Annotated in this window: 13 protein-coding genes and 1 pseudogene; 10 read left to right on the top strand and 4 right to left on the bottom strand. The window is 66.1% G+C overall.

Translation table 11 applies throughout. The features are described 5' to 3' along the window. Positions 1–101 precede the first annotated feature (101 nt). The 3 genes from argE to BMY25_RS18725 all read left to right on the top strand — a co-directional run bounded on the left by argE (position 102) and on the right by BMY25_RS18725 (position 4862). A complete protein-coding gene (argE, locus tag BMY25_RS18740) occupies positions 102–1256 on the top strand; it encodes an acetylornithine deacetylase (protein WP_092499521.1) in 1155 nt (384 codons plus the stop codon). 394 nt (positions 1257–1650) lie between these two features. Further along, complete coding sequence (locus BMY25_RS18730) at positions 1651–3153, top strand: aldehyde dehydrogenase (protein ID WP_092499517.1); 1503 nt, start codon at positions 1651–1653, stop codon at positions 3151–3153. A gap of 104 nt (positions 3154–3257) precedes the next feature. Next, positions 3258–4862 carry a GMC family oxidoreductase gene (locus BMY25_RS18725; RefSeq protein WP_092499549.1) on the top strand — a complete coding sequence of 535 codons (1605 nt, stop codon included), beginning with the start codon at positions 3258–3260 and terminating at the stop codon, positions 4860–4862. A gap of 177 nt (positions 4863–5039) precedes the next feature. Here the strand turns inward: BMY25_RS18725 and BMY25_RS18720 are convergent, their stop codons facing one another. Then, positions 5040–6446, bottom strand: coding sequence for a purine-cytosine permease family protein (locus tag BMY25_RS18720; RefSeq protein WP_092499515.1), 1407 nt, complete (start codon positions 6444–6446; stop codon positions 5040–5042). Positions 6447–6744: 298 nt separating this feature from the next. Between BMY25_RS18720 and BMY25_RS18715 the strand changes: the two genes are divergently transcribed. The 4 genes from BMY25_RS18715 (at position 6745) to BMY25_RS18700 (ending at position 10759) form a co-directional block, all read left to right on the top strand. Further along, positions 6745–8037, top strand: coding sequence for a flavin-containing monooxygenase (locus tag BMY25_RS18715; RefSeq protein ID WP_092499513.1), 1293 nt, complete (start codon positions 6745–6747; stop codon positions 8035–8037). Positions 8038–8084: 47 nt separating this feature from the next. Further along, on the top strand, positions 8085–8507 hold the full coding sequence (locus BMY25_RS18710) for a RidA family protein (protein ID WP_092499547.1): 423 nt from the start codon (positions 8085–8087) through the stop codon (positions 8505–8507). Next, positions 8504–9178: a DUF1028 domain-containing protein gene (locus BMY25_RS18705; RefSeq protein WP_092499511.1), complete on the top strand. Its 675-nt coding sequence runs from the start codon at positions 8504–8506 to the stop codon at positions 9176–9178. The genes BMY25_RS18710 and BMY25_RS18705 overlap by 4 nt, the downstream gene beginning before the upstream one ends. Positions 9179–9700: 522 nt before the next feature. Next, the gene (locus BMY25_RS18700) at positions 9701–10759 is read left to right on the top strand and encodes an FAD-dependent monooxygenase (RefSeq protein ID WP_177176943.1); all 1059 of its coding nucleotides are present in this window, start codon (positions 9701–9703) and stop codon (positions 10757–10759) included. Here BMY25_RS18700 and BMY25_RS18695 read toward each other — a convergent pair. Together BMY25_RS18695 and BMY25_RS18690 are read right to left on the bottom strand one after the other, a co-directional pair. After that, positions 10693–11166: an AtaL-like protein gene (locus BMY25_RS18695; protein WP_092499507.1), complete on the bottom strand. Its 474-nt coding sequence runs from the start codon at positions 11164–11166 to the stop codon at positions 10693–10695. The genes BMY25_RS18700 and BMY25_RS18695 overlap by 67 nt on opposite strands. A 39-nt stretch (positions 11167–11205) precedes the next feature. Next, positions 11206–12069 carry an SDR family oxidoreductase gene (locus BMY25_RS18690; RefSeq protein ID WP_092499505.1) on the bottom strand — a complete coding sequence of 288 codons (864 nt, stop codon included), beginning with the start codon at positions 12067–12069 and terminating at the stop codon, positions 11206–11208. A 108-nt stretch (positions 12070–12177) separates the two neighbouring features. On the opposite strand from BMY25_RS18690, the gene BMY25_RS18685 reads away from it, so the two are divergent. Both BMY25_RS18685 and BMY25_RS18680 read left to right on the top strand, forming a co-directional pair. Beyond that, the gene (locus BMY25_RS18685; RefSeq protein ID WP_092499503.1) at positions 12178–13068 is read left to right on the top strand and encodes a LysR family transcriptional regulator; all 891 of its coding nucleotides are present in this window, start codon (positions 12178–12180) and stop codon (positions 13066–13068) included. Positions 13069–13401: 333 nt separating this feature from the next. Continuing rightward, positions 13402–13626: a type 2 periplasmic-binding domain-containing protein gene (locus BMY25_RS18680; protein WP_177176942.1), complete on the top strand. Its 225-nt coding sequence runs from the start codon at positions 13402–13404 to the stop codon at positions 13624–13626. 227 nt (positions 13627–13853) lie between these two features. Here BMY25_RS18680 and BMY25_RS18675 read toward each other — a convergent pair. Beyond that, positions 13854–14299: pseudogene (locus BMY25_RS18675) on the bottom strand (SDR family oxidoreductase); the annotation flags it as partial. A gap of 94 nt (positions 14300–14393) precedes the next feature. On the opposite strand from BMY25_RS18675, the gene BMY25_RS18670 reads away from it, so the two are divergent. After that, on the top strand, positions 14394–14855 hold the full coding sequence (locus tag BMY25_RS18670) for a LysR family transcriptional regulator (RefSeq protein ID WP_092499501.1): 462 nt from the start codon (positions 14394–14396) through the stop codon (positions 14853–14855). Positions 14856–14924 lie beyond the last annotated feature (69 nt).

Raw genomic sequence — 14924 nt, 5'->3', positions numbered from 1 at the left:
CGTCTGCTTCCGTTTCTCCGATGCAGGGCTTAGCTGAACGCGATTTGCAGAACCTGCACCCGCTGCCCATGGTTCGCGCAAACACGATCCCGGAGTGAACCATGCCAAGCGTCGGGCTGCTCGAAAGGCTGATTTCCTTTCCCACCGTCAGCGCGCGGTCCAATCTGGAGCTTATCGACTTCGCGCGGGACTTCCTGACGCGTTGCGGGGCGCGCGCGATGATCGTGCCGAACGACAAGGGCGACAAGGCGAACCTCTTTGCCTCGCTGGGGCCGGAAGGACCGGGCGGCGTTCTCCTGTCGGGCCATTCCGACGTGGTGCCCGTGGAAGGGCAGGCGTGGAGTGCCGATCCGTTCAAGGCCGTGCAGCGGGACGGCAGGATCTATGGCCGGGGCGCGGCTGACATGAAAGGCTTCCTCGCCTGCGCCCTGCGTGCCGTCGAACTTGCCTCGAAAGCCGACCTGACGGAGCCGCTCCATATCGCGATATCCCATGACGAGGAGATCGGTTGCGTCGGCGTCCGTACCTTGATCGAGCGGCTGAAGCTCTCCGATTTCAGGCCGAGACTGGCGATCGTCGGCGAGCCGACCTCCATGCGCATCGCCACCGGGCATAAGGGCAAGACGGCCCTGAGCGCCACCTGCCATGGCCATGCTGCCCATTCCGCGCTGGCACCCACGGGGGTCAACGCCATTCACCTCGCCACGGATCTGATCGCGCGGCTCCGCGCCCGACAGGACGAGATCGCCCGCACCGGCAATCACGACGCCGGCTTCGCCGTGCCCTATACCACGATCCATGTCGGCCGCATTGCAGGCGGGACGGCGCTCAACATCGTGCCCGACCATTGTTCGCTCGACTGGGAAATCCGCTATCTCGGCACTGACGATCCGGCGGCCCTTCTGGCGGCGATTGAGCGGGACGCCGACGAGATCGCCCGGCGATCCCGCAATGTCGCGGACGAGGCAGGGATCCGGATCGAACCGCTCAACGACTATCCTGGCCTCGCCACCGGCTGGGACGAAGCGGCGACGGTCTTCCTGCGGGAACTTGTCTCGCAGGATACGCCATGCAAGGTGGATTTCGGCACCGAGGCCGGCCTTTTCCAGCGTGAACTCGGCATCCCGGCGGTTGTCTGCGGCCCGGGCTCGATGGATCAGGGGCACAAGCCGGACGAGTTCATAACGCTGGAGCAGCTGCACGCCTGCGACGCTTTCATGGACCGGCTGGTCGCGCGCCTTTGCACTCCGGTCTAACCCGCGGACGCGTTCACCGCTGCTTAGGGACGGACTAAGCATGTCGCCCGAATTCCGTAATTTACCGACTTCGTCGTCATGGCCCAGACTTGCCGCCACGTATGTCGTCTGCACGAGTGGGAGATGCGGGAAATCAGGTTGCGGGCGCCCGTCGCGGCGCTCAGCTTGGCGACGGTGGGAGCTGCCTTCGCGCACAGGACCGTCGTTTACCCCTGCTCGACGAGTGGCAGCGTATCCGCGGCCTTGAAGGTCTTTGCCGCGCCCGAAGGCGGCGCGCGGCTTCCTTGATGAACTCGACGGCCAACGGGGCGATGCTGCACCCGCGCCGTCTGAACTGCTTCGCAGCAATTGATCGTTCGGGCGCGACAGCGCCGTATCCGACGGGGGAAAGCACATGGGTGAGATGAGCCTGGCCGACTGGCAATCGCGAGCCGGGAAGCTCAGCTTCCGCTCGCAGATCTTTATCGATGGGCGTTTCGTGCCGGCCGCCTCCGGCGCCACCTTCGATAACATCAATCCCGCGACCGACGCCGTGACGGCGAAGATCGCGGCGGGGGAGGCGGAGGACATCGACCGGGCGGTCAAGTCCGCACGCAAGGCGTTCGAGACCGGCGTCTGGTCCCGTCGCGCTCCCGGCGAGCGCAAGGCCGTGCTGCTGCGCCTCGCCGAGTTGATCCGCGAAAATCTCCATGAGTTCGCGCTTCTGGAAAGCCTCGACATGGGCAAGCTCGTGCGGGACGCGGAAACCGTCGACGTCCCCGGCGCGGCAGGAATATTCCAGTGGTACGGCGAGGCCGTCGACAAGATCTACGACGAGGTTGCCCCGGCTCCGCCCGGCAACCTCGCCCTGATCCGTCGCGTGCCGCTCGGCGTCATCGGGGCGGTGGTGCCGTGGAACTTCCCGCTCGACATGGCCGCGTGGAAATGCGCGCCAGCGCTCGCGGCCGGCAACAGCGTCGTCCTCAAGCCCGCCGAGCAGTCGCCACTTTCGGCGTTGCGGCTTGCGGAGCTTGCGTGCGAAGCGGGTCTACCCGGGGGCGTGCTGAACGTGGTGCCGGGCCTCGGCGCCACGGCCGGTCGCGCGCTCGGGCTTCACCCCGACGTGGACTGCCTCGCCTTCACCGGCTCCACCGAGGTGGGGAAGTACTTCCTCGGCTATTCCGCCCAGTCCAACATGAAGCAGGTCTGGCTGGAATGCGGCGGCAAGAGCCCGAACCTCGTCTTCGCCGATCGTGCCGACCTCGATACCGCCGCAGACATGGCCGCGCTCGGTATCTTCTTCAACCAGGGACAGGTCTGTTCGGCGACATCCCGCCTCCTTGTGCAGCGGTCGATCAAGGACGCATTGCTGGAAAAGCTGGTGGATCGCGCCCGCGCGATCCAGCCGGGCAATCCGCTCGACCCCGCCTCCACCATGGGAGCGATCGTCGATGAGAAGCAGGCGGCGGTGATCATGTCCTTCATCGAGGATGCCTCGACGAGCGCCAGATTGGCCCTGGGCGGCGAGCGCGTGAAGGTCGATGGCGCGGGCTGCTTCGTTCAGCCCACGATCTTCGACGAGGTGCCGCCGGAGAGTCGGCTGGCCCGCGACGAGGTCTTCGGCCCCGTGCTGGCCGTTATTCCCTTCGACGACGAGGATGACGCGATCCGCATCGCCAACGACACGATCTACGGTCTCGCGGCCTCCGTCTGGACCGACAGCCTGTCGCGCGCTCACCGCGTGGCGGACCGGCTCCACGTCGGCACCGTGTCCGTCAACACCGTCGATGCGCTGAGCGCGCAGACGCCGTTCGGCGGCTTCAAGCAGTCGGGCTTCGGGCGTGATCTGTCACTGCATTCCTTCGACAAATACACGGGTCTGAAGACGACCTGGATCAAGTACGCCGCACAGGACTAGGTGGCGGCGAGAGGAATGGGGCGCGGCCAGCGCGCATCGGAAGGCCAAAACGGATGGGGAGCGGCGTGCGACGCGCGCGCCGCACGCTGATTGCCGAGGGGAAAATGACCGAACAGTCAATGCAGTTCGACTACATCGTCGTGGGCGCCGGCTCGGCCGGCTGCGTGCTCGCCAACCGCCTGAGCCGCGATCCCAACAATCGGGTCTGCCTCGTGGAGGGCGGCGGCTCGGACCGGACGCCGCGCATCCATGTGCCGGCCGGAACGATCACGCTCTACAAGAGCGAGCGCTACGCCTATCAGTTCATGTCGGAGCCGCAGACGCATCTGAACAACCGGCGCATCCACGTTCCGCGCGGCCGGATGCTCGGCGGCTCATCCTCCATGAACAGCATGATCTACATTCGCGGCGACCGCTCGGATTACGACACCTGGGCCGCGATGGGCTGCCCCGGCTGGAGCTATGACGACCTGCTTCCCTTCTTCAAGGAAGCCGAAGACAACCGGCTCGGGCAAAGCCCCGATTTTCACGGCAGGGGCGGCGAACTTGCCGTGGACAAGCCGCGCGATCCGAACCCCGCGTCCCGCCGCTTCGTCGAGGCTGCCAAGGAGATCGGCATCGCCGAGAATTCCGATTTCAACGGAGCGAAGCTGGAAGGCGTGGGGATCTACAACCTCACCCAGAAGGACGCGAAGCGGCTGAGCAGCTATCGCGCCTTCGTTCATCCGGTACTCAGCCGCGCCAATCTCACCGTGATGACGGACGCGCGGGTCGAGCGCCTCGATATCGTCGGCGGCGCGGTGACCGGCGTGACCCTCACGAAGGACGGCAAATCCCTGACGCTGCGGGCGGCGCGCGAAACGGTGCTCGCCGCCGGTGCGCTGGGTTCGCCGGAAATCCTGCTGAAATCCGGCATCGGCGATGGGGCCGAGCTTCGGGCCGTCGGCATGGATGTGCGCCACCACCTGCCGGGCGTCGGCAAGAACCTGCAGGACCATCTGGACGGGCTCGTCACCGTGCGCTCGCACGACAGTTCGACCCTCGGCTTTTCCGCGGGCTCCATGCCGCGCGTCCTCGCTTCGCCTTTGAAGTACCTGGCGAAGAAGGCCGGCTGGCTCACCACCAACTATGTGGAAGCCGGCGGCTTCGCCCGCACCAAATATGCCGGCGACGTGCCGGATGTGCAGTTCCACTTCGTGCCGGGCTATCGCAGCCATCGAGGCCGACTCTTCGAGTGGGGACACGGCTACGCCATCCACACCTGCGTGCTGCGCCCGGAAAGCCGCGGCAGCGTCTTTCCCAAGCGGACGAACGGCCAGGCAGAGCTCGGCATCGACTTCCGCTTCATCGACAAGGAGCAGGATGCGCGCGTGCTGGTGGAGGGGATGCGCCTCGCGCGGCGCATTCTCGGGGCCTCTCCTTTCGCCGGTATTCGTGGAGCGGAAATCGCGCCCGGGCCGAAGCGGATGAGCGACGAGGCGCTGATGGACTATGTCCGGTCCGACGCCAGCACGGTGTTTCACCCGAGCGGCACCTGCCGCATGGGCAACGACGAAGGCGCGGTGGTTACCCCGGATCTGAAGGTGCGCGGCCTGGCGAACCTGCGCATCGCGGACGCTTCGATCATGCCGACGCTGATCAGTGGCAACACCAACGCGCCCTCCATCATGATCGGCCAGAAATGCGCCGCCATGATGCTGGCCGGCTGAGCCGATCGGAACCGATCGGCGCCGGGCGGAGACGGCGCCGACGAGAGCAGATCCGAAGAACGAAAGGCCTCGGCGGGATAGCTCCCGCCGAGGCCTTTTTCATTCGTGGACGTGTCGGTCGATGCCGTGACGCCCGGCGGATGAGAAGTCTCTCTCCGCCGGACGGTCCTGCGGCCTTTACCTCGCGACCTGGTTCAGGCCGGCGGTCGCCGGTTTCGCGCCGGAAAGGCTGTACTTCATGATCGCCCAGTAGATGGGGCTGACCACCGCCAGACCGACGATCCAGGAAATGTCTGCGCCATTCAGCATGGTCGCGACCGGCCCAGTATAGATGCCGTTCGAAATGAACGGGATCTGGATGACGATGCCCAGCGCGTAGCAGAAAAGCGCCGGCCAGCAATACCGGCCATAGACGCCTCCATCGCGCCTGAAGAACGAGGCGACGTCGTATTCGCCATGGCGGACGAGATAGAAATCCACCAGGTTGATCGCTGTCCACGGCACAAGGACATAGAGAAGCAGCAGGATGAAATTGGTGTACTGCGCCATGAAGTCGGCCGCGGAGAAGATCGCGATCACCAGCGACAGCCCGGCCAGGACGATCGCGGCGACGACGCGCGCGCGGGGCCGCACCTTCCAGCCCGGTACGAAGGTCTGGATCACGGTCAGGCTGGAGAGCACGCCGCAATAGAGGTTCATCGCGTTGGTCGCGGCGATGCCGAGCGAGAAGATCGGGATGACGATAAGCGCCAGGGGGCCCAGCACCGCCGTCAGGGCGGCAACGACATCGCCGCCGACCGCGAGCGTGCCGAGGATCGCGCCCAGGAACATCGGGAAGAGCGAACCCAGGACGCAACCGAAATAGCTCGCCCAGAAAGCCTGCCGCGAGCCGGTCTTCGGCGGCATGTAGCGCGAGTAGTCGGAAACGTAGGGCGCGTAGGCGATCTGCCAGAGCGCGGCGGTGGAGACCGCACCGAGGAAGCCTGCCACGGTAAAGACGCCCTTGGTGAAAGCCTCGGCCGGAACGCCGTGCACCAGGAACAACCAGCCGAAGGTCGCGACCAGCGCCAGCCCCGACAGCCAGGTCAGGAGCTTGGCATAGGAGTGGATCAGGTCATGGCCGAAGATCGCCGCGACGACGCTGACGAGCGCCACCACGACGACACAGGTATTCTGGCTGAGGAAGCCGACGATCGAGTGCAGGGATTGCCCGCCCAGGACCAGGTTCGACGCGAAGAAGCCGACATACATGATCACCACGAGGGCAACCACGGCGACCGCTCCGAATGAGCCGAACTGCCCGCGCGTCTGCACCATCTGGGGAACCCCCAGCTGCGGCCCCTGCGCGGCATGCAGGGCCATGAAGATGGCGCCCACGAAGTTGCCGATGATCAGGGCGACGATGGAATGCGTCAGGCCGAGGCCGAACACCGTCGTGGCAAGGGCGCCCGTCACGATGGTGAGCATCATGATGTTGGAGCCGAACCAGATCGTGAAAAGGTCTCGCGCCTTTCCGTGACGCTGATCCAGTGGAATGGGATAGATCGTGTTCTCTTCTATCCCGGTCGAGCTGATTTCTGACATTAAACCCCTCCGCTCGTATCTCTCAGTCCTGCTCCCCAGCAGAACCGGCATATGAGAACAAGAGGATGGCAGGCGACGGCCGGGAATTCGCTTATGATTTTCAGGGCTTCGACTTCTGGAAATCCGAACCAGCCCGCCGGGATCTTCGGGATCGACCGGCACCACCCTCCTGGCCGGAGCAGGCATCGGAAATCCCGAAGCAGTGCTGAATCAAATCGTAATGTCGGGCGGCCGGAGCCTCCGCTAGCCCTAGGCAAAACCTCTCTGCGCTCTTCGTCGCGCCAGGAAAGGATGCCAAATGTCAGTTGAGAAGATCGACACGCTTGTCGTCGGAGCCGGCCAGGCCGGGGTAGCGATGAGCGAGCATCTGAGCCGGGCCGGCGTGCCTCATCTCGTCCTTGAGCGAGGGCGGATCGCCGAGCGCTGGCGGTCCGGCCGCTGGGATTCGCTGGTCGCCAACGGTCCGGCCTGGCATGACCGCTTCCCCGGCCTGGAATTCGACATGAACCCGGATGTCTTCGTGCCCAAGGAAGGGGTCGCGGACTACTTCGTCGCCTATGCGGAGAAGTTCGACGCCCCCGTCCGTTGCGGCGTGGAGGTGACCAGCGTCCGCAGAGTCCCCGGCCAGCCCGGCTTCCGGGTTGAGACGTCGGAGGGCACGTTGGAGGTCCGGAATGTCGTGGCGGCCACCGGCCCGTTCCAGCGCCCGGCCATTCCGCCGATCGTACCGACGGCGGCCGGCGTCCTGCAGATCCATTCCAGCGATTACCGCAATCCAGGGCAGCTGCCGGAAGGCGGCGTGCTGGTCGTGGGCGCCGGCTCCTCCGGCGTGCAGATCGCCGACGAGCTTTCGCGCGCCGGACGGCAGGTCACTTTGTCAGTCGGCCCGCACGACCGTCCGCCGCGCGCCTATCGCGGCCGCGATTTCGTCTGGTGGCTGGGCGTGCTCGGCAAGTGGAACGCGCAATCCCCGGCGCCGGGGACCGAACATGTGACGATCGCGGTCAGCGGCGCGCGCGGTGGCGAGACCATCGATTTCCGCCGTCTCGCCGCGCAGGGGATCACGCTGGTCGGCCTGACGCAGGCTTGCGAAAACGAGGTCCTGTCCTTCCGCTCGGATCTCGCCGCCAACATCGCCCGGGGCGACGCGAATTACCTGTCCCTGCTGGACGAAGCGGACGCCTATATCGCGCGCAACGGGCTGGATCTGCCGGAAGAGCCGGAGGCCCGCGTTTTCGCGGCCGAGCCGTCCTGCATAACGGACCCGATCCTTCAACTGGATCTGGCGAAGGCCGGCATCGCCACGATTATCTGGGCAACGGGCTTCACTTCCGATTACAGCTGGCTCGAAGTCGATGCCTTCGACGAAAACGGCAGGCCCAAGCACCAGCGCGGCGTGTCGCCGGAAGCGGGCATCTACTTCCTGGGCCTGCCCTGGCTTTCGGGCCGCGGCTCAAGCTTCATCTGGGGTGTGTGGCACGACGCCAAGCACGTCGCCGACCACATCCTGATCCAGCGCCAGTACCTTGATTATCGCCCGTCCGGCCAAGGCGGCGAAAAGGCCGATTCACGGCAGGAAGCTGCCGAATAGACCCTTCGCACTCAGACGTTTCACGCAGCACGAATTGGATGGCTTCAGTGGCACATACCCGGATCCGCAAGTTCAACACCAAGGAAACGTATCCCGAGCAGAACCTCGACAACGACCTGTGCCAGACGGTCGTGGCCAAGGGCAGCATGGTCTTCGTGCGCGGGCAGATCGGCCAGGATCTCGACACGTCGAAGAGCGTCGCCATCGGTGATGTCACCGGCCAGACCGAGCAGGCGATGGCCAACATCAAGATGCTGCTCGAAGAGGCCGGCGCGAAGCTGGAGCATGTCTGCAAGATCACGATCTACATCGTGGATCCCCGCTACCGCGAGCAGGTCTACCGCGTCGTCGGCAAGTGGCTGAAGGGCGTCTATCCCGTTTCGACCGGCATCGTCGTCTCCGCGCTCGCCCGGCCGGAATGGCTGGTCGAGGTCGATGCGATCGCGGTGATCCCCGAGGACGGCAAGTGACCTTTTCGGTCGTCGCGCGCTGCGCGGAAACCGGGATGTTCGGCGTGGCGGTTTCCTCCTCATCCCCGGCCGTGGCCGCGCGGTGTGCCTATGCCCGCGCGGGCGTGGGGGCCGTGGCGAGCCAGAACGTGACCGACCCGTCGCTCGGCATCCGCGCGCTCGACCTGTTGGCGCTGGGCGCCGATGCCGGTCAGGCGATCGAGGTGCTGCGCGCGTCGTCCCGGCATATGGAATTCCGGCAGGTCCTGGCCGTCGATGCACAGGGGAGCACCGCGATCCATTCCGGGCCGCGCGCGCTCGGCATCTGGGCGGAAGCGCGGGGCGTCGATGTCGCCTGCGGCGGCAATCTCCTCGCCAGCCCCGACGTGCCGCAGCGCATGGTGGAAGCTTTCGAGGCGTCCTCTGGTCCGCTCGGCGACCGACTGATCGCGGTCATGCGTGCGGCGCTCGCGGCAGGCGGCGAGGCGGGACCGGTCCGCTCGGCCGGCATGAAGCTGGTCGACAAGGTATCCTGGCCAGTGGCCGACCTCCGCGTCGACTGGAGCGAGAACTGCCCTGTGGAAGGACTGGCAGCCCTCTGGCAACTCTATAAACCGCAGCTCGCCGACTACGTCACGCGCGCCATAGATCCCTCCGCAGCCCCAAGCTACGGCGTCCCCGGCGACGAATAGGCCGACGCTGCCTGCTTTTCGCCAGCACGGGGTTGGTGCCGAGGAACGGCCCGGCCGGCGCCAAGGTGTTCGACCATCGATTCCAGCCTCGATCCGGAAGCCCAGATCACGCTTCTGCGGCTGATGGGCAACGGGCCGATCAATCCTGGATGTTGGGGACGATGAATACCGAGGGCCGTAAGATAAACCCTCCATAAAGGGCACTCGACGGACGGCTCGTCTATTTCGGGATCCGAGTGGAGGACGGAGAAGACGCCTTGATGCTGCTCGAAAGCCCTTAGCAAAAGCTGCTGCTGGGCCAACTGTGCAACAACAGTGTCCAGCTCTGCTGTGTGGATACGGATGTCAGCGATCCGTCGTTCTTCTTCGATCACTTCAGGACAGCGCGGCCTGCTGGCGCCGCTGCGGGAGCGCACTGGCGACCGCGCCGGCCCGTCGGTCGCTGGGGCACTTCGCCGGTATCGACTTCTTCCCCGACAAGGTTGCGCCCTTGGCCGGGCACGACGCCCGCCAAGCGCGGTGATGCCGCTTGCCGCCGATATGGCCAGCGTAGTGGCGGTTCTGGGCGAACGCGCCGCCGCGCTCGGTGCCATCCTCCTGCGTGGCTACACGGTTGAGTGCTTCGAGCAAGACGATGGAGGCGTGCGGCTATGGGCCGGCGGCAAGCGCTTCGACGCGCCGTGGCTCGCGGGGTGCGACGGCGGGCGCAGCACCGTCCGCAAACTCGCTGGCATCGCCTTCCCCGGCACCGCTCCAGAGTTCACCGGCTATTCGGTCAAGGCGACGCTGGGCGATGCGATGGCGTTGACGCCGGGGCGCGCCCTGACCAGCAACGGTGCCTGCATTCACGCGCCGCCGGATGCGCTGGGGATCGCCGAATGGGACGGAGGTGCCGGGCACCTCACCGTGCCGCTTACGCGCGAGGATATCGAAGCGGTGCTGCGCCGGGTGTCCAACACCGAAGTCTCGCTAATCGAATTGCACCGCGCGACGACTTGGACCTATCGCGCCTGTCAAGCCGCTACGTATCGCGAAGATCGGGTGCTTCTCGCCGGGGACGCCGCACACATTCACTCGCCGCTCGGCAGTCAGGGCCTCAATCCCGGCATCGGCGACGCCCTTGCGCTCGGCCGCGCGCTCGTCGCTGTGTTGCGCGGCGGAGCGAGACCGGACCGTCTGGACAGCTATGAGCAGGAGCGACGGCCTATCGTCTCCGACATTCTTGAGCGCTCGCGAGCACAAGTCGCGCCGCTGCGCCCGCTCCTGGCTCTCGTGCCTTGGAAAGGATCATGCGCGACCTCATTGCGACACGCGATGGCGCGACCTGCTTCGCGGAGCGCGTGGCAGGCATCGGGGCGTCCAATGGGGCGTGAGCGACCAATCGGTATTCGCAGCGTCTTTCCCGCAGACGATCGTAGGGGAGAACGTTCACCGGCAGCCGCTCAGCAGTGTTTCCTGAAGGCCGGGGACGGCGGACCCATCTGCCGAATGGCTCCGCCGTCGCTTCCTGGTGCTCAGAGCCTGCCGATCGCTAGCTGTTCGCGCGTGCGCTTCAGGGTCGACAGAAGCGCGGCCTTGTAGCCCTCGTCGCTGTCGAACTGCGTTTGCTCGACCTGCTCCTCGGGACCGCCCGGCTGTTTGCCGCGCAGGCCGAGATAGCAGTAGAAGCGGAGCTGGAGCTCGCCCGCGTCGTCCTCGAACAATTCGTTGACGATGGCGCCCTCACGCGGGCCTGTGGCCTGGAAGAAGGTCACCTTGGCTTCGGGTTCGAGTGCGATGATCTCACGCAGATCCTGGCCGGCAATCGTCGCCTCGCGCACGAAGTGGGTCGCGCTCTCCTCGGTGACGTCGCAGCGGGTGCAGAGGCCCGGCGGCAAGAACAAGCGGGCGTCGCGTGCCTTCAGCTCCAGCCCCTTCCAGGCCTGTTCTCGGGTCAGCCGGATCTCTCCGGCGGGGTTCACGGGCACGGTGGCGGTCGAGTAGATCATGGGTAGTCTCCTGAATGGCTTGGGTCCGGATCGCCAGGCTCAGCCGGCGATCCCGGCAACGAAGTCGCGATAGGTGCGCAAGGGGCGGCCGAGCAGCGTAGTCAGCCGCTCGACGTCACCGGCCTCTGGCACCATGCCGTCGCTGACGAAGCGCTCGCCCATCAGCCGCATGTCGAACGCCATCCAGCTCGGCATGAACTGGCGCAGGTTCTGCTCGAACGCGGCGACATCGTCGCCCGGATAGGCGATCGGACGGCGAAGGACGTCGCTCCATATCGCCGCGGCGCCTGCGCCGGTCAGCGTGTCGGGGCCGACCAGGTTGATCCGCTCGAACGGCAGCGGTTCGGCCGAGGATTCGCGGCGGACCAGCTCGAACGCGGCGATTTCACCAATGTCGCGCGCGTCGATCATGGCGAGGCCCTTGGCGCCGATCGGCATCGGGTAGATGCTGTAGGCGGTAATCACGTCCTTGATCGTGTGCTCGTTGTCCATGAAATAGGCGGGGCGCAGCACCGTCGCCTCGAAGCCCATCGCCTCGATCATCCGCTCGACGCCGAACTTGCCGGCGAAGTGCGGCACGTTCACGTAGACGTCGCTGTGAATCACCGAGAGGTACACGACGCGGCGCACCCCCGCCTCGCGCGCAACGCCCAGTGTCAGCAGCGCCTGGGTGAACTCGTCGGGCACCACCGCATTGAGCAGAAACAGGGTGGAGACGCCGGCGAAGGCGGCACGCATCGCATCGACATCGAGCAGGTCGCCCTGCACGACATCGACGCCGGCGGGCAGGTTCGCGCTTGCGGGATTGCGGACGAGGGCGCGCACGCCGGCGCCGCGCTGGATGAGTTGGTCGACGACGTTGCGGCCGACATTGCCGGTTGCGCCGGTAACGAAGATGGTCATGAGGGTCACTCCCTTACTTGAGCCCGATTGGCTGATCGGAAAATCGGCGATCCACATCGCGTCGAATAGGCGCTACATCTGGACTCCCCGTCTCGCTGGTGGAACACCGTGGACCTGCTCGCGCTTGCCGACTTCACCCTTGTCGCCCGCCATGGCGGGTTCGGTCGCGCCGCGCGCGCGGCAAACCGCCCCAAGGCGACACTGTCGCGGCGTGTGGCGGAACTGGAGGCCGCCCTCGACCTGCGGCTGTTCGAGCGGGGCACGCGCGACCTCAAGCTGACGGAGGAAGGCCGCGCGCTGTTCGAGCGCACCGGCATGCTGCTGACGGAGCTGGAGGAGAGCGCTGCCGCGATCGCCGCAGGGGGCAGTGCGCCCAAGGGGCGCTTGCGGATCAGCGCGCCGCTGCTGTTCGCGCAGACGGCAATGGGGAAGCTGGCAGGGGAGTTCGCGCTCAAGCATCCGGCGGTGCGGCTGGAGGTGACGACGGACGATCGCGCTGTCGACATGATCGAGGAGGGCTACGACCTGGTCATCCGGGTCGACCCCGCGCCCGACGATAATCTTGTCGGTCGCGCCTTCCTGCACGACCGGCTGCTGGTGGTGGCGAACCCCGCGCTTGCCCGGCCGGCAGGGAAAGCAGCCGTGCCCGCGGTGGTGCGCACGACCGGCGATCGCCAGACATGGCGGGTGAGGGCGGAGAACAGCATCGCGGCGATTGCGGTCGATCCTGTCTTGGGGCTGTCGTCGCTCATCATGGTGCGCGACGCGGTGCGCGCGGGCGTGGGCGCCGGGCTGCTGCCGGTGTCGCTCGTCAGCCACGACCTGGCCGATGGCACGTTGGTGCAGTGGGGCGAGGTGGACGCGCGCGACATCGCGCTGTGGGCGCTCTATCCGACGCGCCGCCTGCTCAGCGCCCGCGTCGCCGCCTTCCTTGACCACTTGAAGCTGGCGTTTCCCAACGGAACGCCCGACGAGCTTGCCGCGTACATCGCGCGGTGACCCAGCGCGACCGTCGCGGGACTTACCGGGCGGGTCGGGACGAGCAGCTTGCTCGTGACCGACGCTTCGGCCTCGCCCAGGTCGCGCTGCCTGCCGCGCGTCGGTTTCATACGCATGATGCCGGCGCTGTTGATGAAGATGTTCACGGTGGGGAGGTCAGCGACGAGCTTCTCGGAGAACGCCAATTTGGTCGTGACCAGGCTCCGATACCGCGCACGGAGCGTGCGGCTCAGGCTTCTCCCCACACGTCCCGCACTCGCTCGATGGCAGGTCGGGCGAGAAGCTGTTCGAAATGGCGCTGGATGTGCGGTGGAGGTGTGCGTGGAGGGCGGGATGACTGACGTCCTGGCGGGCCGCTACGATGCGGGCATTCGGCTTGGCGAGCGGCTGGAGAAGGACATGATCGCGCTGGCGGTCAGGCCTCCGCTTCGGGTCGCGGTGAAGGTTTCTCCCGGCTGTCTGAGCGACTATCCATCGGCGCCGGAATCTGCCGCCCTCACGGCTCATCGCCGTGTCGCCTGTGGTGACGGTCACGCCAGGCCGGGGGCCGGTGTTTAACGACAGCGACATGCTGCTGGGCGCCGCCTTTGATGGCTCCGGCATCCTCTACATGCTGGAGGATCTTATGGCGGCGACGCGGCCTTCGAACTACTCAACGAGACGCTTCGAGCAAGCAGGGCTATGTGAAGGCTCGGCCAGGCGTCGGCGTCGGTGTTGGAACCTTGATGGTGTTTTCAGAATGGCTGAGCCGACCGATCTGCTGCGGTGTGGCAACGTCGAGCCGCTGCCACAGCCGGCGAGACGTGCAGACCGCCGATCGAGGCGATGTTGATGATGTGGCCCGAACCTTGCGCGTTCATCGTCGGCAGCACGGCCGCGATGCCCCACAGCACGCCCTTGATGTTCACGTCCACCATCTGCTCCCACTCATCGACCTTGAGCGAGGACATGGGCGAGAGCGGCATGATGCCGGCATTGTTGACGATCACGTCGATGCGTCCGAACTCATCGACCGCTGCCCTCGCGAACGCGGCCACATCCTCCCGGTTTGTCACGTCGAGGCGACGCACCCTGACGATACCGCCCGCTTCGGTCATCTCGGCGCGGAGCCTTGGAGCCGATCAGTGCGCCTTGCGCCCAGCATGACCGTCATGCCCGCATCAGCCAGCACACGGGCCGTCGCCTCGCCGATGCCGCTGCTGGCACCTGTGAGGAGCACTATCTTGTCCATATTCTCGTCTCCGATGCCTGCCGGAGAGATAACGGAGCATGTACAGCCCGACTATCGCTTCAATCATGCACGAGCTGGTAAGTCGCGCTGGACAATGTCAATCGATCTTAACGCCCTTGCCACACTCGCAACCGTGGCCCGCGCCCGCAGCTTCCGTGCCGCGGCCGACCAACTCGGCGTCACGCGATCAGCCGTCAGCCAAGCGGTTCGCAAGGTGGAGGACGCACTCGGTACGGCGGTGCTGCGACGAACGACACGCAGCGTGACGCTGACCGAAGCGGGCGAGGCGTTACTGGACAGGGTCGCGCCCGCCCTCGCCGAGATCGATGCTGCCGCGCAGGCCGCTGCCGCGCATGACGGAAGACCGACCGGTCTCCTGCGCCTGGCCGTGTCCTCCATCGCGGAACGCTTCCTGTCCGGCGACCTGCTGGCGTCGTTCCTGACCGCCAATCCAGACGTCCGGCTCGATGTTCTCGTGACTGACGCGGAGTTCGATATCGTCGGGGCCGGGTTCGATGCCGGCGTGCGGCTAGGTTCTGAACTCATTAAGGGTTGAGCTTCTGGTCGAAGGCTGATTCACCTGTTCGGGGAGGAGCATGGTGATGGCGCGTTACGATCTCAGCGA

The sequence above is a fragment of the Faunimonas pinastri genome, assembly GCF_900110915.1.
GTDB classification, from domain to species: domain Bacteria; phylum Pseudomonadota; class Alphaproteobacteria; order Rhizobiales; family Afifellaceae; genus Faunimonas; species Faunimonas pinastri.
Note: the sequence above shows the minus strand (reverse complement) of the source record. Positions and strands in the feature narration are given on the sequence as shown.

Bases quoted from the DNA above. Each gene is read 5' to 3' on its own strand.
- argE (WP_092499521.1), top strand. From the start codon at position 102: ATGCCAAGCGTCGGGCTGCTCGAAAGGCTGATTTCCTTTCCCACCGTC.
- BMY25_RS18730 (WP_092499517.1), top strand. From the start codon at position 1,651: ATGGGTGAGATGAGCCTGGCCGACTGGCAATCGCGAGCCGGGAAGCTC.
- BMY25_RS18725 (WP_092499549.1), top strand. From the start codon at position 3,258: ATGACCGAACAGTCAATGCAGTTCGACTACATCGTCGTGGGCGCCGGC.
- BMY25_RS18720 (WP_092499515.1), bottom strand. From the start codon at position 6,446: ATGTCAGAAATCAGCTCGACCGGGATAGAAGAGAACACGATCTATCCC.
- BMY25_RS18715 (WP_092499513.1), top strand. From the start codon at position 6,745: ATGTCAGTTGAGAAGATCGACACGCTTGTCGTCGGAGCCGGCCAGGCC.
- BMY25_RS18700 (WP_177176943.1), top strand. From the start codon at position 9,701: ATGCCGCTTGCCGCCGATATGGCCAGCGTAGTGGCGGTTCTGGGCGAA.
- BMY25_RS18695 (WP_092499507.1), bottom strand. From the start codon at position 11,166: ATGATCTACTCGACCGCCACCGTGCCCGTGAACCCCGCCGGAGAGATC.
- BMY25_RS18690 (WP_092499505.1), bottom strand. From the start codon at position 12,069: ATGACCATCTTCGTTACCGGCGCAACCGGCAATGTCGGCCGCAACGTC.
- BMY25_RS18680 (WP_177176942.1), top strand. From the start codon at position 13,402: ATGACTGACGTCCTGGCGGGCCGCTACGATGCGGGCATTCGGCTTGGC.
- BMY25_RS18670 (WP_092499501.1), top strand. From the start codon at position 14,394: ATGTCAATCGATCTTAACGCCCTTGCCACACTCGCAACCGTGGCCCGC.